We start from the raw sequence: 25,297 nt of genomic DNA on the forward strand, positions 1-25,297 counted from the left end.
GGTCGAGGTGCGGGACCCGCGCGGCAAGCCGCTCGGCGCGGCACTCTATAGTTCCAGCTCACAAATAGCGGTGCGCATGGTTTCCAATCGTCCGCTCGCATCGCGCGCGGAGCTGATCGCGCTGCTGCGGCAGCGCGTGGCTGCGGCCGTGGCGTATCGCAAGCAGGTGGTGAAAGAGAGCGACGCCTATCGCGTGCTCTTCAGCGAGGCCGACCTGGTTCCCGGCGTGATCGCCGACCGCTACAACGATGTCCTCACCCTGCAAGCGCTCACGCAAGCGATGGACGCCGACGACCTGCGCAACGCTGTGGTCGACGAGCTGGTGGCGCAGACCGGCGTGGCGAATGTGGTCGAGCGCGTGGAGCCGCGCATCCGCGAACTGGAGAGCCTGCCCGCGAAGGAGAGCGGATTACTGCGCGGCACCAAAACGGAGACAGTATTCACGCTCAACGGCCTCAAGTTCGGGTACCAGGCGCTCGGCGGACAGAAGACCGGCGCCTTCCTTGACCAGCGCGAGAATTACGCCGCGGCCGCGAAATATGCGCGCGGACGCGCGCTCGATGTCTTCTGCTATGAAGGCGGATTTGCGCTGCACCTCGCGCGGGTGTGCGATTCGGTCACGGGCGTGGATTCGTCGCTGCCCGCGCTTGAGGCCGCGGAACGCAATCAGAAGCTGAACGAACCCGGGGTCAAGGAGATCGAGTGGATCGAGGCCAACGCCTTCGACCTGCTCAAGGACTACTCCGCCGCCGGCGAGCAGTACGACACCATCGTGCTGGATCCGCCCGCGTTCGCGAGATCGAAGCGCACGCTGGATACGGCGTTGCGCGGCTACAAAGAGCTGAACCTGCGCGCGCTCAAGATGCTGAAGCCGGGCGGCGTGCTGGTGACCTGCTCGTGCTCGCACCACGTGAGCGAAGCCGACTTCCTCGGCATGCTCGCCGCGGCCGCGGCAGACGCGCATCGCAACCTGCGCATCGTCGAAAAGCGCGGCCAGTCGCAGGACCATCCCGTGTTGCTCTCTGTCCCCGAAACGGCGTATCTGAAGTGCGTGATCGGTGTCGGGCTTTGATGGCGCGTGGGCGAGAAGAAGCAGGCAAGCGGATCGACCGAGGAAACAGCGACACGAAAACGGCGTTGAGCCGCCACGAGATTGCCACGGACGAGTGCGGATGTTCTAATCCGTGTTCGTTCATTTTTCTTGCTGCATGAACGACTGACGGAGTGATCAAGATGAAAGAGAAGATCGCGACCCAGGACGCGCCCCAGGCCATCGGTCCTTACTCGCAAGCGGTGCGCGGCGGCGGCTTGGTGTTCTGCTCCGGCCAGGTCGCACTCGATCCCGCGACCGGACAGCTCACCGGCAACGAAGTCCGCGCGCAGACCGAGCGCGTGATGAAGAATCTGGAGGCTATCCTCAAGGCCGCCGGCACCGACTTCACCAAGGTGGTGCGCACCACCGTCTATTTGAAGACGATGAATGACTTTCCCGCGATGAACGAGATCTACGCCAGCTTCTTCCCCGCCCCGCCGCCGGCGCGCTCCACCGTGGAGGTGGCGCGGCTGCCCAAAGATGCCCTCGTCGAGATCGATGTGATCGCGCTGGCATAGGCCAAAACGCGTACAATCTTCGCTTTCCGCAGTCCGGCCAACGCTTTCCGCAACCCGGAGGAACCATGCACGCTCGCCGTCGCTTTGCTCTAGCTCTCTTGCTCGCGCTTACGCTTTGCCTGCCCGTCCTCGGCCAGAAAGGCGCGAAGGTAAAGGCGGGGGCGAAGCCTCCCACCTCCGCGAAGGGACCGCACAGCTTCCGCGAGTACACCATCGAGCAGCTGATGAACAACGAGCGGATCACGGGCGCGTCGTTCTCCGCCGACGACAAGCGCGTGACTTTCTCCAGCAACCGCACCGGCATCTTCAACGTGCTCTCCGCGCCCATCGCGGGCGGCAAACCGGAGCAGCTCACCAGCTCTGCCACCGAGAGCGTATACGTGGTCTCGGACTTCCCCAACGACAGCCGCCTGCTCTATTCCCACGATCAAGGCGGCAACGAGAACAGCCACATCTACCTGCGCACTGCGGATGGCAAGGAACGCGACCTCACGCCGGGCGAGAAGAACAAGGCCGAGTTCACCGGCTGGAGCGAGGACGGCAAGGCGTTCTACTACACCTCGAACCAGCGCGATCCGAAGTTCTTCGACCTTTATCGCATGGACGCGAGCGCGCTCACTCCCGAGCTCGTCTTCCAGAACGAGAAGGGCTTCGACATCGCCAACGTCTCCGCCGACGGCAAGTGGGTGGCGCTCAACAAGACCGATACCGAAGCGAACTCGGATATCTGGCTCTACAGCGTGGCGATGAAAGAGTTGAAGCTGCTCACGCAACATGAGGGTGACATCGTTTTTGAAGCGACGGCATTCGATCCGCGGACCGGATACCTCTATTTCCTCAGCGATGAAGGCGGCGAATTCCGCCACCTCGGCCGCTTCAACGTGGCCACCGGCAAGCGCGAGATGGTGCAGAAGGCCGGCTGGGACATCCAGTTCGCCTACTTCTCCAGACACGGAAAGTATCGCGTGGTAGGCATCAACGAAGACGGCGCGACCAAGATCCACATCTACGACGCGAAGGGCCGGGAGCTGGCGCTGCCCAAGTTCCCGCAGGGGGAGATCCGCGGCGTGACTCCCTCGCCGAGCGAGAAGCAGATGGCGTTTTACTTCGTCGGCGACACGTCACCGGCGAACCTCTACGTCTACGACTTCGGCACGAAGAAGCTGACGCGAGTGACGCACTCGCTGAATCCGGATATCGACGCCGCGAACCTGGTCGAGGGCAAGGTCGTGCGCTACAAGTCGTTCGACGGCATGATGATCCCGGCAATCCTGTATGCGCCGCAGCAGTCCGCTGGAATGAGCGTGAGCGCCGCGAATAAGTCGCCCGGCATCGTGCAGGTGCACGGCGGGCCGGGCGGACAATCGCGCAAGGGATACAGCGCGCTCATCCAGTTCCTGGTGAACCACGGTTACACCGTGCTCATGGTGAACAACCGCGGCAGCTCGGGCTACGGCAAGACGTTCTACGCGGCCGACGATCACAAGCACGGCAAGGAACCGCTGTGGGATTGCATCGAGGGCAAGCACTACCTGCAGTCGCTGGCTTATGTCGACAAGGAGAAGATCGCGATCCTCGGCGGCAGTTACGGCGGCTACATGGTGCTCGCGGCGCTCGCCTTCAAGCCGGAAGAGTTTCGCGCGGGCGTGGACATCTTTGGCGTGGCCAACTGGGTGCGCACGCTGAACTCCATCCCTCCGTATTGGGAATCATTCCGCAAGGCGCTGTACAAGGAGATCGGCGACCCGACGAAGGAAGAGGCGTACTTGAAAGAGATCTCGCCGGTATTCCACGCCGACCAGATCAGGCGTCCGCTGATCGTGCTGCAGGGCGCGAACGATCCGCGCGTCATCCAGCCCGAGTCAGACGACATTGTGGCCGCGGTGAAGAAGAATGGCGTGCCGGTCGAGTACATCATCTTCCCGAACGAAGGCCACGGCTTCACCAAGAAAGCGAACGAGATCAAGGGATACCAGGCGGTGCTCGAGTTCCTCGACAAATACGTGAAGAACGCGCCTCCGGATGCGCCTGCCGCCTCGAAGTAAGAGCTAGCGACAACAGAGCTAGCGAGAATGAGGAAGCCCGGCCATGCGTCGGGCTTGCGCGTGCTGCTGGTAAAATAAGGGATTCGGATGAGCGCTACAGAGCCCTATGCTGAATCGGGAACAATACGAGGTCTGGAGTCTGAACGGCGGCAAGTGGGACTTGGCCGCGTGGTTCCCTGACTTCGAGGTCGCTTCCGCGGTGATGCGCAAGCGCACGTATCGGACGCGGCTCATCCACGCCGTCTACGATGGCGGCCAGCGGATAAGAGAAGACGTGCTCGCCGAGCTAGGCGCGACTAGGGAACATCCGTAGCCCGGGACCGGGGCTAAAGCCCGACCTTCCACTTTGACTGACGCGGGCCTGAAGGCCCGCTCTTCCACCGATAAGCTACGCGTACCGGATCTTCCACCGAACAAACCTCACGCGTAGCGGAACCACTTGATCAGCTCGGGCAGCGTCGGACGTTTGCCATACATCAGGATGCCGACGCGGTAGATCCGCGAAGCGACGACCAAGACCACGTAGACGGCGGCGAGCATCAGCACGATGGAAAGACCGAGCTGCCACAGCGGCACCTCGCCGGCGGCGATGCGCACGTACATGAGCAGCGGCGTGCAGAAGGGGAAGAGCGAGAACGCGGCCACCATGGTCGAGTTCGGGCTGGTGATGGCCGGGGCCATGAGCACGGTGGAGAGGATGAGCGGCATCATCACGAAGAACTGCATCTGCTGCGCTTCCTGCTCGGAGTTGCTCATCGCTCCGAGCATCGCCCAGAGCGAGGCGTAGAGGAAATATCCCAGGATGAAGAATACCGGGAACATGGCGAGCGCGATGGTGGGGATCTCGATCGAACCCATGACGCCGCGCGCGGCCACGAGGCCGGGCCCCAGGAAAACGAAGCCGGCGGTATACCAGAGCGCGAGCTGGGTCAATCCGACGGCGCCGACGCCGATGATCTTGCCGGCCATGAGCTCTTTCGGCGTGACCGACGCCAGCAGCACCTCGACGATGCGCGAGGTCTTCTCCTCCAGCACCGAGCGCATGACCGCCACGCCATGCAGGATGATGCTCATGTAGAGGGTCATCACCAGCGCGAAGGTGGCGAAGAACGCGGCGCGTCCGCTGGCCTTGGTGGAAGTGCCTCCGGTCACGCGCTGGGTCTCGACGTCGAGCTTCTCGTTCAGCAGCTCGCGGACCTTCTCCGCGCTCACGCCGGCGGCGGCGAGCTGCTGCTCCATGTGCGCGACCTGAGCGGCGCGGGTGAGCAGGCCGCCCTCGAGCATGTCGGTAGTGGTGCGCGCCTTGTAGACCAGCTTCTTGGCGGCGAGCGCATCGTTGGTGGCCCAGAGATAGCCATCGAGCTCGGAGCGGGCTACGCGGTCGTAGAGCTGTTTTTCCTGCTCGGTCGTGCCGGGCGTCAGGATCTCGATGGTGTACTGGTTGCGGCCCGTGCCGTCGGAAAGATCGGCCAGCGCTTTCTGCAGCGCCTCGGCGAAGGTGCGGTCACTGGAGACCACCGCGATCTTCTTCTTCTCGCCGCGCTGGCTCATCATCAGCTTCGCCGGCAGGATGGTGATGCCGGCCATGAGCGCGGGCACGAGCATGGTCATGATCCAGAAGGCTTTGGTGCGGACGCGCTCGAAATATTCGCGGCGGATGATGATCCAGACGTTACGCATGGTTATTGCCTCCCGGACGCGCGCCATCGCTCCATCGCTCCATCGCTCTCGGCGTCTTTGCCGACCACGTCGATGAAGATCTCTTCGAGTGAGGGCTCGACGAGCTCGAACTTGGCGATCTTCGCCCTCGCGGCGACCTCGTGCAGCAGCGCCTGCGCGTCGGCGCCGGGAGCAAGCGCGACCTCGGCGTAGTTGCCAAAGTCGGTGACCGTCTTCACCAGCGGACTTTGCTTCAGGAAGGCCAATCCGGGGCCCGCGCCATCGCCCTCGCACGCGATCTGGACGTGGTTGCGTCCGTAGCGTCCCTTGATCTGCTTGAGGTCACCGACAAGCACGGCCTTGCCGCGGTTGATGAGGCAGATGGAATCGCAAAGCCGCTCGACCGTGTCCATGCGATGCGTGGAGAACAGGATGGTCTTCCCTTTTTGCTTGAGTTCTAAGAGCACGTCGAGCAGCAGCTTGGAATTGACGGGATCGAGTCCGGCGAAGGGCTCGTCCATCACGATGAACTCGGGATCATGCAGTATGGTCGCCACGAACTGGATCTTCTGCTGCATGCCCTTGGAAAGTTCTTCGACCTTTTTCTCTATCCAGCCGGCGATCTCCATGCGCTCGCACCACTGGCGCGCGCGCCTGGCGGCTTCGGGGCGGTCGAGTCCGGTGAGCTCGGCGAGGAAGATGAGATGGTCGCCGACTTTCATCTTGCGATAGAGGCCGCGCTCTTCCGGGAGATATCCCACGCGGTGCAGCAGCGCGCGGCGAAACTTCTCGCCGAAGAGGAGCACTTCGCCCGCGTCTGGGATGGTGATGCCCAGCATCATGCGGATGGTCGAGGTCTTGCCGGCGCCGTTCGGGCCCAGCAATCCGAAGATCTCGCCGGCGGGGATGGCGAAGGAGAGATCGTCGACGGCGACGAACTGGTCGTAACTCTTGCGCACGGCTTTTAGCTCGACGGCGTTCATGACGGAAGGGGAGATTCTACAGGTCAGGGGCCACACCTACCACAGAGACACGGAGACACGGAGAGAACAAGAGGTGAAAAGCAGGTCCCTCGACTCGGACGCGGAAAGTTCGCCGCGTCCTCGCTCGGGATGACAAGTCAAAAATCTAGTCGTGGGTGGCAGAGGCGGCCGTGCGGGTGGGCGCGGCAGCGGAAACGCCGGCGTCCGAAGTGGTGGGCGAAGCGGCAGAAGCGGCAGCTGGCGCGGCGGGCGAAGCAGCGGCAGGCGCGGCGGCGGCGACAGCCGGCGTCACGCGGTTCCGTCCACTCTGCTTCGAGGCGTAGAGCGCGAGGTCGGCGGCGCGGACGATCTCGTCTCGCGAAGCGCCGTGCGTGGGGAACTCGGCCACGCCGATGGAGATGGTCACCGGCCGTGGGACGCCGGGGAAGGAGTGCGCCTCGATGACGCGGCGGACTTTTTCGGCGACGGCGAGCGCGTCTTCGCCGGAGGTCTCAGGCAGCAGCAGTACGAACTCTTCGCCACCGTAGCGGCAGACGAAGTCGACCTTGCGCAGCTGGCTGCGGAAGAGGGCGGAGACCTGGCGAAGGACTTCGTCGCCGAGCAGGTGTCCGAACTCGTCGTTGAGGCGCTTGAAGTGGTCGATGTCGAGCATGATGACGGCGAGCTGTTTGCCGTAGCGGCCGGCACGCTCGAGTTCTTCGGTGATGCGCGATTCGAAGAAGCGGCGGTTGAAGGCGCCGGTGAGTCCATCGACGTTGGCGAGCGCCTTGGCCTGGTCGAAGTAGTTGGCGTTCTGGATGGCGGTGGCGATGATGTCGGCGACTGATTCGAGCGGCTGCACGTCCGTCTGCTCGAAGGCGCCGGCGGTGGCGCTCTCCAGACACACCACGCCGAGCTGCTTGCCGAAGCTGATGAGCGGCAGGCACATCTCGCTCCGGGTCTCGACGAAGCCCTGGACATACGCGGGATCAGCAGTGACGTCGTTGATTACGACGGCGCGGCCGGTGGCGAGGGCGCGCCCCGAAATGCCCTGATCCACGGGAAGCGTGTTGCCCATCTCGACGGTGGGCGTGAGCTTGCCCTGGTGCGCGTAGACGACCAGCGATTCGCCCTCACGCAGCGTGAGCACCACGTGGTCCACGAGGGGAAACGATTGCAGGATCAAGGTGCAGACCTTGCGCAGCAGCTCGTCGCGCTCGAGCACGGCGGTGGTCTGGCGGGCGATGGCGTTGATGGCCTCGAGTTGCGAGCGGCGCTTCTGCTCGAGCGAGTAGAGGCGCGCGTTCTCGAGCGCGATCGAGGCTTGGGTGCTGAAAAGCGTGAGCAAGTCGATGGTCTCGCCGTCGAAGAAGTTGAGCTGGTCGCTTTGGCAGTCGAGCACGCCGACGACTTCATCGCGCACCATGAGCGGGATGGCGAGCTCGGACCTGGTGGACTTCGTGAACCCTATGTAGCGCGGATCCTTCGCGACGTCGGGAACATAGACAGGGCGCTTCTTGAGGGCGGCCGTCCCGGTGATGCCTTGTCCGATGGGCAGGCGGATGTCCACACCCTCGATCTCGCTCGAGCCGTAATGCTTGCGCGGGTAGAGGCGGTGCTGGTCGTCGATGAGCAAGATGGCCGCGCTCTGGAGATGGAAATAGTCGCGCACGATCCCGAGGATCTGCAGCAGGACTTCGTCGAGCTCGAAGGTCGAGAGGACCGCCTGGCTCGCGTCGTAAAGGATGGCGACTTTCTGCATGGCTAGCTGTGCATTCTGATGATGGGCGGCGCGGGCCCTGGGGCAAGGCGAACGGGGTCCGCGGATGGCTCCTGTTGTTGCTGGATTCTATAGCAAAACCCGTTTCCCGTTTCCAGTTTCCGGTTTCCGGCGGGGGGCCGAAGGATGCCGCTGGATTGTCATTCCGCGGAGCGGAGCGACGAGGAATCTGATGTCCGGCGGCAAAAGCAGATTCCCTCGCCCGCCGCGGCGGGCTCGGAATAGCAAGGCGGGGGAACAGGAGACTTGCAACTGGAAACGGGAAACAGGACACTGGAAACTTGCTCGAACTTTCCACCGCCGTGCAATACGTGAAGGGCATCGGGCCGCGGGTGGCCGCGGCGCTCGAGCAGAAGAGTGTCTCCACGGTCGAGGACCTGCTCTACTACCTGCCGTTTCGCTACGAAGACCGGCAGAATCCCCGGGCCATCGACGAACTCGCGCCCGGCGAGATGGCCACGGTGATCGGCGAGGTCCGCGGCTCAGGACTGTTCCGCACCCGCGGCGGGCTGTGGATCTTCAACCTCACGGTGGGCCAGGGAACGCAGTCCATCAAATGCATATGGTTCCACGGACAGTACCTGCGCGATCGGTTCAGGCCCGGCCAGGTGCTGGCGGTCTATGGACGGGTGGAGAGTTCCAGCAAAGCGAAGACTGCGGGTGCGATGAAGTTGGGCGGGCTGAAGCTGGGCGGCTTAAAGATGATCCAGCCGCAGGTCGAGGTGCTGAGCGGTCCGCTGGAAGAAGGTGAAGAAGCGCTGCCGGAAGATTTTGCCGCGCTGAGTCTGGAGATGGGGAAGATCGTTCCTATCTACGAGTCGGCGGGCGCGGGCAAGCTGACCTCGCGCTGGTTCCGGCGCGTCGTCCACGGCGCGCTGGCCAGCCTTACGCCGGAGGTTGCGGATGGGATCCCGCGAGCGGTGCGTGCGCGCATGGAGTTGGCGCCGCGGCGCGAGGCGTTCCAGAAAGCGCACTGGCCGGATCCGGAGACGCCGTTCGCCGATCTCGAAGCCTGCCGCACGCCGGCGCATCGGCGGCTGATCTTCGAAGAGCTGTTCTACCTGGAGGTGGGGCTCGAGCTGAAACGCAAACGGATGCGGGAGCAGCCGGGGATCGAGTTCGGAGCGGGCGATGCGGTGCGCGCGGCGGTGAAGAAGATACTTCCGTTCCATCCCACGGGGGCGCAGAAGCGGGTGCTGGGCGAGATCGTCGCGGACATGAAAGCGAACACGCCGATGCGGCGCCTGCTGCAGGGCGATGTGGGGAGTGGCAAAACGATCGTCGCGCTGCAGGCCGCGGTGGTCGCGATCGAGAACGGTTACCAGGTGGCGCTGATGGCGCCCACGGAGATACTCGCGGCGCAGCATTATCTGAGCGCCCGGCGCATCCTCGAGCCGCTCGGCTACCGCGTGCTGCTGCTGACCGGCTCGCTCGAGCAAGACACCAAGCGCGCCGCCCGGCGGCATATCGCGCGCGGCGATGCGCAGATGGTGATCGGGACACACGCGCTCATCCAGGAAGGCGTCGAGTTCTCGCGACTCGGCCTGGTCATCGTGGACGAGCAGCACCGCTTCGGCGTGATGCAACGCTTCAAACTGATGAAGAAAAAATCGGAGGAACGCGACCCGGACGTCCTGGTGATGACGGCGACGCCGATCCCGCGGACGCTGGCGCTGACGTTGTATGGCGACTTGGATGTTTCCGTATTGGACGAGCTGCCGCCGGGACGCACGCCGGTGGTGACGCGGCGGGTCAGCGACGAACGGTCGGGGGAGGTCTGGGAGTTCCTGCGCAAGCAGGTGCAGGCCGGCCACCAGGCGTATGTGGTGTATCCGGTGATCGAGGAGCAGACGGAGGACGAGGAAAGCGCAGGCGAGGACGCCCGCGCTACAGCCGGCGGGACGCCGGCGCTGCGAAAAAAGAAGCGCGTGCAGCTGGCGCTGCCGGGGGAAGAACCGGCAGCGAAGACGCTGGGATTGAAAGCGGCGGAGAAGATGTACAACGAGCTCCGAAAGAAAGTCTTCCCAGAACTGCGCGTAGGACTGCTGCACGGGCGCATGGAGAGTGATCTGAAAGACGTCACGATGAAGCGCTTCGCGCGCGGCGAGATCGATGTGCTGGTCTCGACCACGGTGATCGAGGTCGGCATGGACGTGCCCAACGCGAACCTGATGGTGGTGGAACACGCCGAGCGCTTCGGTCTGGCGCAGCTGCACCAGTTGCGCGGACGCATCGGGCGCGGCGCGGCGAAGAGTTATTGCGTCCTGATGACCGGCGGCAAGGTCGGCGCGGACGCGGAGGAGCGCCTCGGGACCATGGTCCGCACCAATGATGGGTTCGAGATCGCGGAGAAAGACCTCGAGCAGCGCGGGCCGGGCGAGTTCTTCGGGACCAAGCAGGCGGGCATGCCGGCGTTCCGCGTGGCGAACCTGGTGCGCGACCGGCAACTGCTCGAAGCGGCGAAGATGGAAGCGGCGGCGCTGGTGGGCGGCGCGTCCCCGGACGTGAGCCGCGAAGAGGCGCGCGTGGTGATGGAACACCTGCGCGCGCACTGGCAGCGGCGCTATGGGCTGGTGGAGGTGGGCTAAGCCCCGCCGGGTAAAAACGTTGTTGCCTCCTCTGCGTCCCCTGCGCCCTCCGGTCGCGATTTTGCGTAAACTATCCGGATGCCAACGGCCGATAAGTCCGCCCTGTTCCGCCGCCTGCCGGCAGTGGACGAGCTGCTGCGTTCGCCCGAAGTCGCGGCGCTGGCGGCACGCGAAGGTCAGACAGCCACGACGGAAGCGGCGCGGGCAGTTCTAGACCGCATGCGCGGCGAGATCACGGCGGGGCGTCTGGACGAGAAGGGGCTCGAGCTGGCGCTCGGAGGCGTCGCGGACGCGATTTCCCGCGAGCTACGCCAGGCGATGCGGCACTCGCTGCGCGGCGTGATCAATGCGACGGGCGTGATCTTACATACAAACCTCGGGAGAGCCCCACTTAGCGAAAAGGCTCTCGATCGCATCCGCGAGGCCGCCGCGGGATACTCCAACCTGGAGTTTGATTTAAAGACGGGCGAGCGCGGCAAGCGCGATGTCCATACGCAGCGCCTGTTCGCGCGGCTGTTCGCCGGGCTACTCGCAGATGGCGGGGAGGTCGCGACGATCGTGGTCAACAACAACGCCGCCGCGGTGATGCTGGCGCTGAATTCGCTGGCCGAGGGTGGCGAGGTGGTGGTATCGAGGGGCGAGCTGGTCGAGATCGGCGGGGCTTTTCGGATTCCGGAGATAATGGCCAAGTCCAGTGTGGTGATGCGTGAGGTGGGGACTACGAACCGCACGCGCGTCTCCGATTACGAACAGGCGATCACCGCGAAGACGAAGCTGCTGCTCCGAGTGCATCGCTCGAACTTCCAGATAGTGGGATTCACCGAGCGGCCATCGCTCGATGAGCTGGTCGCGCTGGGCAAGCGCAGGAACATTCCCGTGCTCGAAGACCTGGGCTCGGGCGCGCTGTTCGACCTCGCGTCGGTCGGGATCGCGGAGGAGCCCGGCGTGATGGATTCGCTGCGCGCCGGGGTGGACGTGGTGACGTACTCCGGCGACAAGCTGCTAGGCGGACCGCAAGCAGGATTGCTGAGTGGCAAGCCGGAGTCGATCGCGCGCTGCCGGGCAAATCCGATGTTCCGCGCGCTGCGCGTGGACAAGCTGGCCTACGCCGCGCTCGAAGCCACGCTGCTGGATCACATCCGCCAGAACCACGATGCCATCCCTGCGTGGCGCATGATGCGTATGCCGGCCGATGAGGTGCGGAAACGCGCGGAAGGATTGCAGAGCAGATTGGAGCGGCTGGCCCGATTGAAGACGGAGATCGTTGCCGGCGAGTCGGTGATCGGCGGGGGTGCCGCGCCGGGGTCGACTCTCAAGACCTTCGTGCTGGCGGTGACGTGCGCGGGCCTTTCGGCGGACGAGCTGGCGGCGAAGCTGCGCGCGAACGAACCGCCGATGGTCGTTCGCGTGGACGAGGGCCGCGTGCTGTTCGATCTGCGAACGGTTTTCCCGGAGCAGGAGCCGGCCATCGCGGCGGCGATGGCGAGCCTGTGCGGATGAAGGCGTTCCTCGCAGTCCTCTTCATCGCCGTCGCCTTGCTCACCACGCTCGCCGCGGCGCAGTGCGCCAAAGACAACAAGAAGTGCGCGCTCGACGAGGGCGGCATTCAGGACAACAGCTTCCTGATCGAAGAGGCCTACAACCAGGAGTTCGGCGTGGTGCAGCACATCCAGAGCTGGCAGCGGAACTGGCCGGACGGCGACTGGGTCTACACCTTCACGCAGGAATGGCCGTTCGATCCGGCGCCGAAGAGCCAGCTCAGCTACACCATCCCCATCGTCCACGATGACGATGTTTCCGGGACGGCCGTGGGCGACGTGCTGCTGAATTATCGCTACCAGTTGGTGGGCAGCGGAGAGACGAAGGTGGCGTTCTCGCCGCGCGTCTCGCTGGTGCTGCCGACGGGAGACTGGCGGCGCGGGCACGGCATGGGCGCGACCGGCGTGCAGTTCATGCTGCCGCTCAGCGTGGTGGTGAGCCGGCGTTTTGTCACGCACTGGAACGCCGGGGCAACCATCCTGCCAAACGCGAAGAACACGCTGGGCCACGAGGCGCACAGCTACGGATACACGCTGGCAAACAGCGTGATCTTCCTGGCGCGTCCGCGCTTCAACCTGATGCTTGAGCACGTCTACCAAAGCACCGGGCAGGTGGTAGGACCGGGCAAGACGGACTGGCGGAAGGCGTGGCTCATCAGCCCGGGCGTGCGCTGGGCGTGGAATTTTTCGAGCGGGCTGCAGATCGTCCCCGGCGTGGCCGTGCCGGTGGGCGTGGGACCGAGCTCGGGCGAGCGTGGCGTGCTGCTCTACTTGAGCTTCGAGCATCCCTACCGGAAGCCGAAGGGCTGAACGCAGTCGGCTATGTCGGCTATACTCGGCCGACTTCGGCCGTCTTAACTTCGGCCCATGACTGTTGCCCCCATGGACTACACGCGTTTCCGCATCCCGAGCGACAAGCAGGTCCGCATCGAAGACTACGACCCCGGTGCGACTTGGGGCTACAAGGGGAAGGAAGAGGCGCAGGCCAAGCTGGCCAAAGACATCGGCGAGATGGCCGAGCTGCAGAACGTGCTGTACGCGAGCCGGGCCCACGCGGTGCTCATCCTGCTACAAGCGATGGACACTGCCGGCAAGGATGGCGTGATCAAGCACGTGATGTCGGGAGTGAATCCGCAGGGCGTGCGAGTGACCAGCTTCAAGGCGCCGAGCGAGGAAGAATTGCTGCACGACTACCTGTGGCGCTGCACGAAAGCGCTGCCGGAGCGCGGGATGATCGGCATCTTCAACCGCTCGCACTATGAAGAGGTGTTGATCGCGCGAGTGCATCCCGAGGTGCTGGCGCGCGAAGGCATAAGCCAGGCGCGGAAGCGCGAGTGGAAGCTGCGCTACCAGGAGATCAACGAGTTCGAACGGCGGCTCGCGCGCAACGGCACGGTGATACTGAAGTTCGCGCTCAATCTCTCGAAGGCAGAACAGCGCCGGCGGCTACTCGAGCGCATCGAGCGGAAAGAGAAGAACTGGAAGTTCTCTTTTGGCGACATCAAGGAGCGCAGGCACTGGAACAAGTACCGCCAGGCGTACGAAGCGATGTTCAACCACACCAGCACGGAGTGGGCGCCGTGGTACTTCGTGCCCGCCGATCACAAGTGGTACACGCGCATGGTCATCGCGGGCGTGGTGGTTGCGACGCTGAAGGGGCTGCGGCTGCGCTATCCCGAGCTGAGCGACGAGCAGAAGGAGCTGCTGGCCGAGGGCAAGAAGATGCTGCGTGGTTCTTGATTGCAGATTTCAGATTTCAGAATAGGCCGAGTCTGAGAGTGACTTCGACCGGACTCTGTTCGCTAATGGCCAAGGGCCAATAGCCAAAAGCGTTTCTCCAATGATCGTCGGCACCGGCATAGACATCACCGAAGTCCCACGCATCGCGGCCGCCATCGAGCGGCACGGCGAGCGCTTCTTGCATCGCATCTTCACCGCCGCCGAGATCCGTTACTGCGAGTCGAAGAAGAACAGGGTGGAGCGCTACGCGGCGCGCTTTGCGGCGAAAGAGGCGGCGATGAAGGCCATTGGCACGGGATGGCGGCAGGGCGTGGCGTGGAAAGAGATCGAGGTCGGGCGCGAGCCGGGCGGAAGGCCGACGGTCCACTTCTCCGGCAAGGTGAAGCAGCACGCCGAACGCCTGGGAGCGAAGCGCGCGTCGCTTTCGCTCACCCACACCGAGCAGACGGCGATGGCGCAAGTGATACTCGAAGATTGATTCATTCGTTCATTGATTCATTTGTTCATTTGACAGCAGGACAAGGGAACTGAGGCAATGAACCAATGAACCAATCCACCAATGAAGCAATCCTCTCGGACGCGGAGCTGCTGACGCCGAAGCGACCGACGCGCAAGCAGCTGATCTGGGGATTGTTCGTCGTGTCGCTGGCGAGCCTGCTGCTGGAACTGGCGCTGACGCGGCTGTTCTCCGTCGTGCTGTTCTACCACTTCGCTTTTCTAGCCATCTCGATCGCGCTGCTCGGGCTGGGTGCCGGCGGCGTGTTTGCCTATGTGCAGCGAGAGCGATTAGGCCGCTGGCGCACCGGTCCGCTGGCCGCGGGTCTGTGTCTCATGAACGCGGTGGCGGTGCTGGTGGTGCTCGAGATCGTGCTGCGCCTTCCCGTCTCGCTCGAGCTGAGCAAGGGGAACTTCCTCAAGCTGACGGTGATCTACCTGGTGGCGGCGATCCCATTCTTCTTCACCGGACTGCTGTTCTCGGTGGTGTTCGCGCGCGAGGCGCGGACGATCGGGTTGCTCTACGGCGCCGATCTTATTGGTGGCGCAGCGGCGTGCGTGGCAGTCGTCCCATTGCTGAACTGGGTGGGCGGACCGAACACCATCGTGGTGGCGGCGGCGGCGATGGCCGCGGCGGCGCTGATCTGGGCAGACAGAAAAGGCCGGCTGAAGCGCGCAGCGCAGGTTGCGGTGGTGGCGCTGCTGATCCTTCTGGGCGTGAACAGCGTGGGAACGAACGGCGGCGGAAAACTCATCGATATTGTCTACGCGAAGGGGATACGGCGCGACCGGCCGTGGGTGCTGTGGGCGAAATGGAATGCGATCTCGCGCGTGGAGGTCGACCAGCAAGGTGATGGCAAGACCATCGTGATCGACGCGGACGCGCAGTCGGCCATCATGAACACCGATGCGCACGATTGGGACCCGGTCTACCGGCAGAACCTGATGGCGAGTGCGCCGGCGGTGGCGAACGTGCTTCGTCCGCAGGGCGACTACGCCATCATCGGGCCGGGCGGCGGCGTGGATGTACTGCGCGCGGTCGCGAATGGCAGCCCGAACGTGACCGCCATCGAGATCAATCCGCTGATCGCCAACGACATCATGCGCGGGAAGTATGCGGAATATTCGCACCATCTTTACGAACTGCGCGAAGTGCATCTGCACGTGGCCGATGGACGCTCGTGGATACGGCACTCGACCGCGCGCTACGACGTGATCCAGATGACGCTGGTGGATACGTGGGCGTCCACGGCCGCGGGGGCGTATTCGCTGAGCGAGAACAACCTCTACACCGTCGAGGCGTTCAAGGAATATTTCCAGCATTTGAAGGGCGATGGGTTCATCGCCATCACGCGCTGGGAGTTCAAGCAGCCGCGAGAAGCGCTGCGAGTGGTAAGCCAGGCGATCGAGGCGCTGCGGCAGCTGGGGGTGAGCTCGCCCGCGGGACACTTCATCGTGATCTCGGACGGCGCGCTGAATGAGGACGGGCGGCCGGTGCTGGTGCTGGCCAACCGCAGTCCGTTCACTGACGCGGAGGTAGCGGCGCTGCGGGCGTTTCTCGAATCCACTCCGAAGCTGAAGGCGCTGTATCTGCCGGGGGACCGGCAGCCTGGCGTCGGCGATATGCCGACAGACTCGCGGGCTTTTGCCTCCTTGATAGCGGCTTCGGACGCTACCTATCAGTTCGACGGTTCGGAATGGGGTGTTCGCGAGAACCGCATCAAACGTTATCCCTACAACATCACGCCCGTGACCGACAACGCGCCCTTCTTCTTTTTCACCATCAAGACGAGCGACGTTCTGAAGGGGATGTTTGCCGGGACGGGCCGAGGGATGGACTGGCGCATCAACATGGGGTCGGTCGTTCTCTTCCTTCTGCTGGGCGTGTCGGCGGTGGCGGTGGGCGCCTTCCTCATCTTGCCGCTGGCGCTTTACCAGCCGGCGCGGCTGCATGGGACGCGCGGGCTGTGGTACTTCGTCGCGGTGGGACTGGGATACATCTTGGTGGAGATCGCGTTCATCCAGCGGTTTGTGCTTTTCCTCGGACATCCGACATACGCGCTGACGGTGGTGGTCTTCCTGATGCTGCTGGCCAGCGGCGCGGGATCGATCGTCGCAAGACGATGGATGGGCGGAGCAGGCACAACGGAGGGAGAAGACGACCCGCGGCGGGTGCGCTGGGCGCTCGCGGCGATCGCGGCGGTCATCGTGCTGTATCTCTTCGTGCTGCCGCCGGTCCTGACGTCGCTCGTCGGACTCGCCTTCGGGGTGAAGCTGGCGCTGACGGCGTTGCTGCTCGTGCCGCTTGGATTTGCCATGGGCATGCCGTTTCCGACGGGTCTTCAGGTCATTGCGTTCGCCAGTGAGGATTCAGCCGCTACGGAATGGGCGTGGGCAGTGAATGCGGCGTCTTCCGTGTTCGGGAGTGTGCTGGCAATGGTGATCGCCATCAACTTTGGATTGGGCGCCACGCTCGCCGCGGGCGCGGTGGCGTACCTGGCGGCGCTGGCATTGACGCAGCGGTGGCAACGAGATGCGCTAGAAGCTAGAGGCTAGTAGCTAGTGGCTGCCTCTGCTATCATGCGTCGCTCCGTATCCCAGATGTCGCAGTGACAGCAGTGCGCGGCGCGCCGTCGTGACAACGTCGGGCGCCGCTTTCGGAGGGGGACACAGTGCCTAGCCAGCAGCAGTTACGGTGGTCACAGTTACGAGTGGGGGTCACGGTCATCGTCTCGCTCGTCATCCTGGGCATCCTCGTCTTCCTGATGAATTCTACGGGCGGCATCTTCACCAAGAAGATCATGCTGCGCGCTTACTTCGACAATGCCAGCGGACTGCGTGAGGGCGCGCCGGTGCGGCTCGAGGGTGTGGACATCGGCAACGTGACCGGCATCCGCGTGGTCAGCGACGCGGCCCATCAGCTGGCGCCGGTGGAAGTGCTGATGAAGGTGAACACGCGTTACATCAAGAACCTGCACAAGGACTCGCTGGTCACCATGGCGACCGCGGGCGTGCTGGGCGAGACGTTCGTGGACATCAACTCGCGGACCGCGAAAGGCCCCGAGGTCGCCGACGGCGACGTGTTGCAATCGGAGCAGAAGCCCGACATCCAGGACATGGTGAAGGCCGGCCAGACGACGCTGCAGAACATGCAGGCCCTGTTGCAGCGCGTCGATCGCATCGTGGCTTACGTGGAGAGCGGACAGGGCTCGGCGGGCAAGTTCCTGAAAGATCCCGCGCTCTTCGACCGCATGAACCTCACGCTCGCCGAGATACAGAAGATGGTGAACGACATCAGCTCGGGCAAAGGCTCGATCGGCAAGCTGCTACGCAACGACGAGATGTACAACCGGCTGAATGCGTCGCTCACCAAGGTCGACAAGATCATCGACGACATCAACCAAGGCAAGGGTTCGGCCGGTAAGTTCCTGAAAGACGAGGAACTCTACCGGAACTTGAACGAGACGACCGCCAAGGCCAACCGGCTGATGGATGACGTGAACGCGGGCAAGGGCACCATCGGATTGCTGGCCAAAGACCAGGCCTTCGCCAACCGCGTGAACAACACCATGGCCAAGGTGAACGACATGATCAACCGCATGGAAGCGGGTGAAGGCTCGGCGGGCAAGCTGTTGCGCGATCCCTCGCTCTACACCAACGCCGACCAGATGCTGGTGGAGACGCGGAACCTGGTGAAGGCGATCCGCGAGAATCCGAAGAAGTACCTGACCATCCACTTCCGGGTGTTCTAGGGGCGGCTAGCTTTCGCGATCCGCGCGAAATGCCTTGTGCCATTCCGGCCCTTCGGCCGTCTGTATATACTTGTGGGTTCCATACGACCCTGTCCTTCTCCTAAGGAGACCTATGCGATACCTGCGGATCGTCCTTCTCGTCCTGGCGTGCGCCATGCTGGCCGCGGCGCAGACGCAAACCACCATGCCGCCATCGTCGCCCACGGCCGCGCCGCAGCGGATGAAGAGCTTTGACGTGGACGCGCTGGACAAGAGCGCGCAGCCTTGCCAGGACTTCTACCAGTTCGCGTGCGGCGGCTTCATCGCGAAGAATCCCATTCCGCCCGACCAGACGCGCTGGGGACGCTTCGAGATGCTGCGCGAGTACAACCGCGGGGTGTCGCGGCAGATCCTGGAAAAAGCGGCGGCCAAGAAGAAATACACCGACCCGAACGAGCAGAAGATCGGCGACTACTACGCGAGCTGCATGGATGACTCCGCGACCAACGCCAAAGGCCTGACCCCGGCGCAGCCGTACCTGAAACAGATCGACGCAATGAAGACCAACGCCGACCTGGCGCCGGTGGTAGCCACGCTGCACCGGCAAGGCATCGGCGGAATGTTCCGCTGGGGTCCCGCGCCCATGCTGCACAACGCGGCGATGACGGCGAGCTGGGCCGATCAGGGCGGCATGGCGCTCGGCAACAAGGATTTCTATACCAAGACGGACGAGAAGTCGGTGAAGATCCGCGAGCAGTACGTGGCGCACATCGCCAACATGCTGAAGCTCGCGGGCACACCCGAGGCGCAAGCCAAGACGCAGGCGCAGCAGGTGATGGACATCGAGATGAAGCTGGCGAACGCGTCGATGACGCCGACCGAGCGTCGCGACACCACCAAGCTCGACCACTGGACGAAGATCTCCGACCTGGAAGCGATGACGCCATCGTTCGCGTGGGACAAGTATTTCGTCGAGGTGGGCGCGCCAAAGATCATCGAGTTGAACGTAGGGAATCCGGGATTCTTCACCGCTCTCGACGCCACCATCAAGAGCGTGCCGGTGGAGCAGTGGAAGACCTATCTGAAATGGCACTTCATCCATGGCCAGGCGGAGGCGCTTCCGGCCGGGTTCGTGGACGAGAACTTCAATTTCTACGGCAAGGTGCTGGGCGGCGCGAAGCAGAACCTGCCACTGTGGAACCGGTGCATGCGTTCGACCGACGGCGACCTGGGCGAGGCGCTGGGCAAGTACTACGTGGAGGTCGCGTTCGGCGGCAACGCCAAGGAACGCACCTTGAAGATGGTGGGCGACATCGAGCGCGCGATGGAGACCGACATCAAGACGATCGACTGGATGACGGACGAGACCAAGCAGAAGGCCCTGGCAAAACTGCACGCGGTCGCGAACAAGATCGGGTATCCCGACAAGTGGCGCGATTATTCGAAGCTGAAGATCGTGCGCGGGGACCGGCTCGGTAATTCGCTGCGCTCGAATGCGTTCGAGAGCAACCGCGAGCTCAAGAAGATCGGCGGTCCGGTGGACAAGACGGAGTGGGGCATGACGCCGCCGACGGTGAACGCCTACTACAACCCGCCCGAGAACAACATCAACTTCCCCGCCGGGATCTTGCAACCGCCGTTCTTCGATAACTCGGTGGACGACGCGGTGAACTACGGAGCGATCGGCGTGGTCATCGGACACGAACTCACCCACGGCTTCGACGACTCGGGGGCGCGCTTCGATGGTAATGGCAACCTGCAGAACTGGTGGTCGCCGGCGGATAAAGCCGAGTTCGAGAAGCGCACCTCGTGCATCGCCGACCAGTACGCGGAGTACTCGCCTCTCGAAGGGGTGAAGTTGAATGGGCGCCTGACGCTGGGGGAGAACGCGGCCGATAACGGCGGTTCGCACCTCGCCATCATGGCGCTGCGGTCAAGCTATCCGGACGGCAAGGAGCCCGCGGAGAAAGACGGCTTCACCGCGGAGCAGCGTTTCTGGATCGGATTCGGGCAGGTGTGGTGCGAGAGCGTGCGTCCGGAGCGCGCGCGGACGATGGCGCTTTCCGATCCGCACTCGCCGGGCCGCTTCCGGACGAACGGCGTGGCCTCGAACTCACCCGACTTCGCCAAGGCCTACGGCTGCAAAGCCGGCGACCCGATGGTGCGGAAGAACGCGTGCAGCGTCTGGTAGTTCTTAGCTGTGGTTAGGAAGGGCCGCCGCAAGGCGGCCCTTGTTGTTGTGGGCTGAACTTACTGCGCGGCGACGCCGGCTTGTTCGTGGGCGTGGTAGCTGGAGCGGACGAGCGGTCCGGACTCGACGTGACGGAAGCCCAGCTTCAGCGCTTCGTCTTTCATGTAGGCGAACTCGTCGGGGTGGTAGAGGCGCGCGATGGGCAGGTGGTCTTTCGAGGGCCGCAAATACTGGCCGATGGTGAGGATGTCGACCTGCTCGCGGGCGAGGTCGCGAAAGACGTCGAGCAACTCCGCCGTGCTCTCGCCCAGGCCGACCATCACGCCGGATTTCGAAAGTATGCCATGGTGTGCGGAGGGCGACATTTTTTTCACGTTGCCGAGCAGCTTGAGCGTGCGTTCATAGCGCGCGCCCGAGCGGACGGCACGATAGAGCCGCGGGACGGTCTCGGTGTTGTGGTTCAGGACTTCGGGGCGAGCGTCGAGCACGGTGGCCAGGCAGTCGTCGTGTCCCTGGAAGTCGGGGATGAGGACCTCGACGCGGCATCCGGGGGCCTGGCGACGGACCTCGCGGATAGTTGCGGCGAAGATCTGCGCGCCGCCAAGGTTATCGTCGTCGCGATTCACGCTGGTGATCACAGCATGCTTCAGTCCGAGGCGCGCGACGGCTTCGGCGACGCGGCGCGGCTCGTCCCAGTCGATGGCTTGGGGAGCGCCCTTGGGGACGGCGCAGAATCCGCAACGGCGCGTGCACAGGTTGCCGAGCAGCATGAAGGTGGCCGTCTTGTGGTTCCAGCACTCGCCGATGTTGGGACACTGCGCGCTCTCGCAGACGGTGTGCAGGTCGAGCGCGCGCGCCAGCTTCTTGAGCTGGTGGTAGTTCTCGCCCATGGGGGCGCGCGCGCGCAGCCATTCCGGCTTGCGCTCGCGAGGCCGCGGAGCGAGGTCGATCTGGACGAGTTCGACGGAGGTGGCCATGCCCTTGTAGAGATGCTAAAGCCTTTGGCCAGGAAGGACAAATCACAATGGACAAAGGACAATTCCGGCCCCCTCCAGGTTTTTCAATTGTCCATTGTCCATTGTCATTTCTCACAGCGTCTTCATGTAAGCGAGGAGGGCGGCGAGCTGGTCGTCGCTCAACTGTCCGCCGAAGGCGGGCATCTTCGATCGGCCGAGAACGATGAGGTCGCGCACGCGTTCGTCGTCGACCGGTTGTCCGCTGACCATGAACTTCTTCCGGTAGAGGCCGGCGAGCGAGGGTCCGTTGCGGTCGCTCGGGGAGTAGGCCTCGTGGCAGACGAGGCAGTGCTGGTGGTAGAGGCGGCGGCCGCTGGCCTGGGTGGCGGTGAGTCCGAGTTCGGCGTCGGACATCTGCGCGCGGGCAGACGGGGCGCGGTTGCAGCCCAGCGGCGCGAAACAGAAGACCGGCACGAGCATGGCGGCGGCGAGCACGCGCCGGACGATTTTCATGCGTGGGGGCTTCATGAGTAAGGGCAAAGGATTATTATGTCTCGCGCGAGTAGGTTTCGCACCTTTCGCATCTTTCGCACCCAGCGAAACCGGGAAACTGGATGCCGATACAGCTCAAGCGTGCGTACGAGAAGCCTTCCGTCGCGGACGGCGTCCGCGTGCTGGTGGACCGGCTGTGGCCGCGCGGCGTGGCGAAAGACAAGGCCGCGATCGATGAGTGGCTGCGCGACCTTGCGCCCTCGGACGAGCTGCGCCAGTGGTTCCACAGCAACACGATGAGCTGGAACGTCTTTCGGAAGCGCTACCTCCACGAACTGAACGCTCCGGCGGCAAACGCCGCGCTCGAGCGTCTGTACGATATCGCGCGCAAGAAAAAGCGGATCACGCTGGTCTACGCCTCGCGCGCCACCGAGCGCAATAACGCGACAGTCTTGAAGGAGCTGCTGGAAGGCATGCGCAAGCCGCCTTCCAGCTCGGGTCCGGCCAAGGCCGCGGCCGTGCCCATGCGCGCCCGAGGCGGTAAATAAAGGGCTAAATAGCGGCGGATGCTGGCCTTCCGATCCCGGAAGACGGCGTGCCGTGCCCGCGACCCGGATCGACATATTTTCTTGCCGCCCCGGCGTGGCTGTGTTTGAATGTGGGACTTCACCCCCCCATACAACAAGGCCCCGAGGATTGCGGCGACACACACTCTAAAGCGACAGATGGGAGCCGTGTATTCCCACGAACCTACATCATCCGCAGGTGCTGCAGGACTACCTGGAAGCGCTCGCTGAAGCGGCGATGGAGGCCTCGTGCGCCGACCACAAGCTGCTGTTCGGTTTTGCGGAGCTGAAATACCGCATGGTGGGAGGTGGAAGGTGTGCGATGTGCCGCTCGCACGTACGGCATGTGGTGCCGGTGACCGCCAAGCGCAACGATGGCGAGGTCATCGCCTATGAGTGCCTGTGCCAGCGCTGCCTGCTGGGCGAGATCGCGCTCGCCGATGAAGTCGAGATGCGGATCGGCGACGCGAGAGTGCGCTATACCCGCGACGGAGAAAAGGCAGAGCCGGCCACGCGCACGTTCGTCGCGCCGGTGAAGGTCCAGTCGGCTTCCGGCAGCAACTAGCGCCCGCGCTCTTTCCTTCGCACGAGAGCAGCAGAAATCCTTCCTCTAAGCGCGCGGGTCGCGGATAATCCCAGCATCGCCAGGTTAGCCAAATCCCGCCGCGCCCGATTGCGCGCCCGCGCCGATGCTGCCGACATCCTCGCTGGGGCGAGCGACCATCTTGGTCCGGTGGTGCGTGTGCTCGCCGACCATGCCACGGTGGTGGTGAGTGGGACGAAACTCGCCGAAGAGATCGGCATCAGCCGCTCGGCGGTCTGGCGCTCGGTCGAACACTTGCGCGAGTTGGGCGTGGCCATCGCGGGACATCCGCGCACCGGCTATCAACTGAAGCAGATGCCCGACCTGCTGCTCGCCGAGTTCCTCGTGCCGCTGGTGCGGGGAACGATCTTCGGGGGCGCGGGAAAGATCCATCATTACTTTCGCGCCGGCTCCACCAACGCGCTGGGGATGCAGGCGGGCGCTTCGGGCGAGCCCGAAGGCGCCGTCTTCATCGCCGAGGAGCAGACGGCGGGGCGCGGCCGCGGCGGGCACACGTGGGAGTCGGAAAAATCGGTGGGCATCTATTGTTCCGCGTTGCTGCGTCCGCAAGTCTCGCCGGCGGAGGCGCTGCCCCTCTCGCTCGCGGCCGGACTGGCAGTCGCGACGGCGATCGCCGCGGCTACCGGCATGAAGCCCGATCTGCGCTGGCCCAACGATGTGTTACTCGACGGGAAAAAGTTCTGCGGCATCCTGACCGAGATGAATGCCGAAGCCACGCGCGTGCGCTACGCGGTCATCGGAGTCGGCATCAATGTGAACCAGGTGAAGTTCGCGGGCGAGCTGGCCGGTACTGCCACCTCGCTGCGCCTGGCCGGCGGACGCGAGTGGTCGCGCCTGGAGCTAGCCGCCGCTCTGCTAAAATCGCTCGACGCCGCGTATCGCAGCCTCCTCGAAGCCGGCCCAGCGAAGGTGATCGCAGACTTCGAACAGCGGTCTTCCTACGCGCGCGGCAAGCGCGTGCGCGTGCTGAGTGATGGCCGGGGTGCGGGCGACGTCGATGCCGAATATGAGGGCGTGACCGACGGCCTGGATGCGCGCGGATTCCTGAAGGTGAAGACGGGCGACGCGGTGCGCACGGTGCTGTCGGGCGGCGTCCGGGAGATCTGAACCGTTATGTTATTCGTGCTCGACGTGGGCAACACGAACACGGTGCTCGGGCTCTACGCCGCGGACGAGGGCGAGAGCAACAGCAACGCCAGCGTGCACGACCGCCTGGTCGCGCACTGGCGCGTGGCCACCAACAAGACGCAGACGGTGGACGAATACGGCGTGCTCTTCCGCAACCTGTTCGCGCTGAGCGAGATCGAGGTGAAGGCGGTGCGCGGCATCGTGATCTCGTCGGTGGTGCCGCCCATCGATTCCACGCTGCGCGAGGTGTGCGAGCGCTACTTCCACAGCAAGCCGCTGTTCATCGAGCCGGGCGTGAAGACGGGCATGCCGGTGCACTACGACAATCCGGCAGAGGTGGGCGCCGACCGCATCGTGAACGGCGTGGCGGCCTTCGAAAAGCTTGGCGGACCGTGCGTGGTGGTGGATTTCGGCACCGCGACGACCTTCGACGCAATCTCGCGCAAGGGTGAGTACATGGGCGGCGTGATCGCGCCGGGTATCAGCATCTCGGCGGACGCGCTGTTCGATCGCACCGCTCGATTGCCACGGGTCGACATCCGCAAACCCGAGCGCGTGATCGGGACCAACACCGTGGCGAGCATCCAGACGGGGCTGTATTACGGATACCTCGGGCTGGTCGACGGCATCCTCGAGCGCCTGCTCGCCGAACTGGGCAAGGACGCGAAGGTCGTCGCCACCGGCGGCCAGGCACAACTGATCGCGGAAGGCTCGCGCTTCATCACCAGCGTGGACGAGAACCTCACGCTCGACGGCTTGCGCATCATCTGGGAACGCAATCAGACAAAGCGCACGGAGAAAGCTTCGACCGGTGCCACTGCGCGCAAGAGCTAAGCGTCTTCTGTCTTCGAGTCTGCCGTGGAAAACTACTTCAACTACTTCACCGAGATCGAAGAACACTTCCAGCGGCGTCGCGGGACGGCGCTCTTGCTCTCGACGCTGGACTGGGCGTTGATCGAGACGTGGAAGGAAGCTGGTATCCCGCTGGCGGCGGTCGCGCGCGGCATCGACGAAGCTTTCGACCGCTATGACGCGCGCCCGACGAAGACGCGCAAGGTGAACTCGCTCGCCTACTGCGCCCAAGAAGTGCTCGCCGCCGCGGAAGATATGCAGGAGGCCGCGGTGGGGACAAAGACCGAGCCGGCTGAGGACGCCGGCTTCAGCGGCGACGAAGTCGCCGCTTTCTTTGCGAAAACCGCGCAGCAGTTATC

22 protein-coding genes are annotated in these 25,297 nt (G+C 64.1%); 17 read left to right on the forward strand and 5 right to left on the reverse strand.

All coding sequences use genetic code 11. From position 1 onward, the window contains the following. From M3P27_05950 to M3P27_05965, 4 genes are all read left to right on the forward strand, one after another. Positions 1-1,072 (forward strand): class I SAM-dependent rRNA methyltransferase (locus M3P27_05950; protein MDP9267853.1); only part of this gene is annotated, 1,072 nt, incomplete at its 5' end. Between the two features lie 161 nt (positions 1,073-1,233). Beyond that, positions 1,234-1,611, forward strand: coding sequence for a RidA family protein (locus M3P27_05955; GenBank protein MDP9267854.1), 378 nt, complete (start codon positions 1,234-1,236; stop codon positions 1,609-1,611). Positions 1,612-1,676: 65 nt separating this feature from the next. Further along, positions 1,677-3,656: a S9 family peptidase gene (locus tag M3P27_05960; GenBank protein MDP9267855.1), complete on the forward strand. Its 1,980-nt coding sequence runs from the start codon at positions 1,677-1,679 to the stop codon at positions 3,654-3,656. Positions 3,657-3,762: 106 nt separating this feature from the next. After that, positions 3,763-3,969, forward strand: coding sequence for a hypothetical protein (locus M3P27_05965; GenBank protein MDP9267856.1), 207 nt, complete (start codon positions 3,763-3,765; stop codon positions 3,967-3,969). A gap of 107 nt (positions 3,970-4,076) precedes the next feature. On the opposite strand, the gene M3P27_05970 is transcribed toward M3P27_05965, so the two are convergent. The 3 genes from M3P27_05970 to M3P27_05980 form a co-directional block, all read right to left on the reverse strand. Continuing rightward, a complete protein-coding gene (locus M3P27_05970) occupies positions 4,077-5,336 on the reverse strand; it encodes an ABC transporter permease (protein ID MDP9267857.1) in 1,260 nt (419 codons plus the stop codon). A gap of 2 nt (positions 5,337-5,338) precedes the next feature. After that, positions 5,339-6,298: an ATP-binding cassette domain-containing protein gene (locus M3P27_05975; GenBank protein MDP9267858.1), complete on the reverse strand. Its 960-nt coding sequence runs from the start codon at positions 6,296-6,298 to the stop codon at positions 5,339-5,341. A gap of 145 nt (positions 6,299-6,443) precedes the next feature. Then, the gene (locus tag M3P27_05980; GenBank protein MDP9267859.1) at positions 6,444-8,039 is read right to left on the reverse strand and encodes a diguanylate cyclase; all 1,596 of its coding nucleotides are present in this window, start codon (positions 8,037-8,039) and stop codon (positions 6,444-6,446) included. Positions 8,040-8,338: 299 nt separating this feature from the next. On the opposite strand from M3P27_05980, the gene recG reads away from it, so the two are divergent. The 8 genes from recG to M3P27_06020 all read left to right on the forward strand — a co-directional run bounded on the left by recG (position 8,339) and on the right by M3P27_06020 (position 20,340). Continuing rightward, positions 8,339-10,645, forward strand: coding sequence for an ATP-dependent DNA helicase RecG (gene recG, locus M3P27_05985; protein ID MDP9267860.1), 2,307 nt, complete (start codon positions 8,339-8,341; stop codon positions 10,643-10,645). A 78-nt stretch (positions 10,646-10,723) separates the two neighbouring features. Continuing rightward, entirely contained in the window at positions 10,724-12,145 is a 1,422-nt protein-coding gene (selA, locus tag M3P27_05990; GenBank protein MDP9267861.1) for an L-seryl-tRNA(Sec) selenium transferase, read from the forward strand. Beyond that, entirely contained in the window at positions 12,142-12,993 is an 852-nt protein-coding gene (locus M3P27_05995) for a transporter (protein ID MDP9267862.1), read from the forward strand. Before selA ends, M3P27_05995 begins: the two co-directional genes overlap by 4 nt. Positions 12,994-13,050: 57 nt before the next feature. Beyond that, complete coding sequence (locus tag M3P27_06000; GenBank protein MDP9267863.1) at positions 13,051-13,923, forward strand: polyphosphate kinase 2 family protein; 873 nt, start codon at positions 13,051-13,053, stop codon at positions 13,921-13,923. Between the two features lie 100 nt (positions 13,924-14,023). Beyond that, positions 14,024-14,401: a holo-[acyl-carrier-protein] synthase gene (locus M3P27_06005; protein ID MDP9267864.1), complete on the forward strand. Its 378-nt coding sequence runs from the start codon at positions 14,024-14,026 to the stop codon at positions 14,399-14,401. A gap of 65 nt (positions 14,402-14,466) precedes the next feature. Continuing rightward, positions 14,467-16,974 (forward strand): hypothetical protein, encoded by a 2,508-nt coding sequence (locus M3P27_06010; protein ID MDP9267865.1) that lies wholly within the window; start codon positions 14,467-14,469, stop codon positions 16,972-16,974. Between the two features lie 116 nt (positions 16,975-17,090). Further along, positions 17,091-18,170 carry an MlaD family protein gene (locus M3P27_06015; protein MDP9267866.1) on the forward strand — a complete coding sequence of 360 codons (1,080 nt, stop codon included), beginning with the start codon at positions 17,091-17,093 and terminating at the stop codon, positions 18,168-18,170. A gap of 112 nt (positions 18,171-18,282) precedes the next feature. Next, positions 18,283-20,340 carry a M13 family metallopeptidase gene (locus tag M3P27_06020; protein ID MDP9267867.1) on the forward strand — a complete coding sequence of 686 codons (2,058 nt, stop codon included), beginning with the start codon at positions 18,283-18,285 and terminating at the stop codon, positions 20,338-20,340. A 59-nt stretch (positions 20,341-20,399) separates the two neighbouring features. On the opposite strand, the gene lipA is transcribed toward M3P27_06020, so the two are convergent. Together lipA and M3P27_06030 are read right to left on the reverse strand one after the other, a co-directional pair. After that, positions 20,400-21,317, reverse strand: a complete 918-nt coding sequence (gene lipA, locus M3P27_06025) for a lipoyl synthase (protein ID MDP9267868.1) — start codon at positions 21,315-21,317, stop codon at positions 20,400-20,402. Between the two features lie 111 nt (positions 21,318-21,428). Continuing rightward, the gene (locus tag M3P27_06030) at positions 21,429-21,809 is read right to left on the reverse strand and encodes a cytochrome c (GenBank protein MDP9267869.1); all 381 of its coding nucleotides are present in this window, start codon (positions 21,807-21,809) and stop codon (positions 21,429-21,431) included. 101 nt (positions 21,810-21,910) lie between these two features. Here M3P27_06030 and M3P27_06035 point away from each other — a divergent pair, with 101 nt between their 5' ends. From M3P27_06035 to M3P27_06055, 5 genes are all read left to right on the forward strand, one after another. Continuing rightward, the gene (locus tag M3P27_06035; protein MDP9267870.1) at positions 21,911-22,336 is read left to right on the forward strand and encodes a DUF488 family protein; all 426 of its coding nucleotides are present in this window, start codon (positions 21,911-21,913) and stop codon (positions 22,334-22,336) included. A gap of 217 nt (positions 22,337-22,553) precedes the next feature. After that, entirely contained in the window at positions 22,554-22,919 is a 366-nt protein-coding gene (locus tag M3P27_06040; GenBank protein MDP9267871.1) for a hypothetical protein, read from the forward strand. A 108-nt stretch (positions 22,920-23,027) separates the two neighbouring features. Next, on the forward strand, positions 23,028-24,065 hold the full coding sequence (locus tag M3P27_06045; protein ID MDP9267872.1) for a biotin--[acetyl-CoA-carboxylase] ligase: 1,038 nt from the start codon (positions 23,028-23,030) through the stop codon (positions 24,063-24,065). A 6-nt stretch (positions 24,066-24,071) separates the two neighbouring features. Next, the gene (locus M3P27_06050; GenBank protein MDP9267873.1) at positions 24,072-24,920 is read left to right on the forward strand and encodes a type III pantothenate kinase; all 849 of its coding nucleotides are present in this window, start codon (positions 24,072-24,074) and stop codon (positions 24,918-24,920) included. A gap of 24 nt (positions 24,921-24,944) precedes the next feature. Then, positions 24,945-25,297, forward strand: a 353-nt coding sequence (locus M3P27_06055) for a hypothetical protein (GenBank protein MDP9267874.1), incomplete at its 3' end; no start/stop codon positions are given.

The sequence above is a fragment of the Acidobacteriota bacterium genome (assembly GCA_030774055.1).
Taxonomy (GTDB): Bacteria; Acidobacteriota; Terriglobia; order Terriglobales; family Acidobacteriaceae; genus JACPNR01.

Bases quoted from the DNA above. Each gene is read 5' to 3' on its own strand.
- M3P27_05955 (MDP9267854.1), top strand. From the start codon at position 1,234: ATGAAAGAGAAGATCGCGACCCAGGACGCGCCCCAGGCCATCGGTCCT.
- M3P27_05960 (MDP9267855.1), top strand. From the start codon at position 1,677: ATGCACGCTCGCCGTCGCTTTGCTCTAGCTCTCTTGCTCGCGCTTACG.
- M3P27_05965 (MDP9267856.1), top strand. From the start codon at position 3,763: ATGCTGAATCGGGAACAATACGAGGTCTGGAGTCTGAACGGCGGCAAG.
- M3P27_05970 (MDP9267857.1), bottom strand. From the start codon at position 5,336: ATGCGTAACGTCTGGATCATCATCCGCCGCGAATATTTCGAGCGCGTC.
- M3P27_05975 (MDP9267858.1), bottom strand. From the start codon at position 6,298: ATGAACGCCGTCGAGCTAAAAGCCGTGCGCAAGAGTTACGACCAGTTC.
- M3P27_05980 (MDP9267859.1), bottom strand. From the start codon at position 8,039: ATGCAGAAAGTCGCCATCCTTTACGACGCGAGCCAGGCGGTCCTCTCG.
- selA (MDP9267861.1), top strand. From the start codon at position 10,724: ATGCCAACGGCCGATAAGTCCGCCCTGTTCCGCCGCCTGCCGGCAGTG.
- M3P27_05995 (MDP9267862.1), top strand. From the start codon at position 12,142: ATGAAGGCGTTCCTCGCAGTCCTCTTCATCGCCGTCGCCTTGCTCACC.
- M3P27_06000 (MDP9267863.1), top strand. From the start codon at position 13,051: ATGACTGTTGCCCCCATGGACTACACGCGTTTCCGCATCCCGAGCGAC.
- M3P27_06005 (MDP9267864.1), top strand. From the start codon at position 14,024: ATGATCGTCGGCACCGGCATAGACATCACCGAAGTCCCACGCATCGCG.
- M3P27_06010 (MDP9267865.1), top strand. From the start codon at position 14,467: ATGAACCAATCCACCAATGAAGCAATCCTCTCGGACGCGGAGCTGCTG.
- M3P27_06020 (MDP9267867.1), top strand. From the start codon at position 18,283: ATGCGATACCTGCGGATCGTCCTTCTCGTCCTGGCGTGCGCCATGCTG.
- lipA (MDP9267868.1), bottom strand. From the start codon at position 21,317: ATGGCCACCTCCGTCGAACTCGTCCAGATCGACCTCGCTCCGCGGCCT.
- M3P27_06030 (MDP9267869.1), bottom strand. From the start codon at position 21,809: ATGAAAATCGTCCGGCGCGTGCTCGCCGCCGCCATGCTCGTGCCGGTC.
- M3P27_06035 (MDP9267870.1), top strand. From the start codon at position 21,911: ATGCCGATACAGCTCAAGCGTGCGTACGAGAAGCCTTCCGTCGCGGAC.
- M3P27_06050 (MDP9267873.1), top strand. From the start codon at position 24,072: ATGTTATTCGTGCTCGACGTGGGCAACACGAACACGGTGCTCGGGCTC.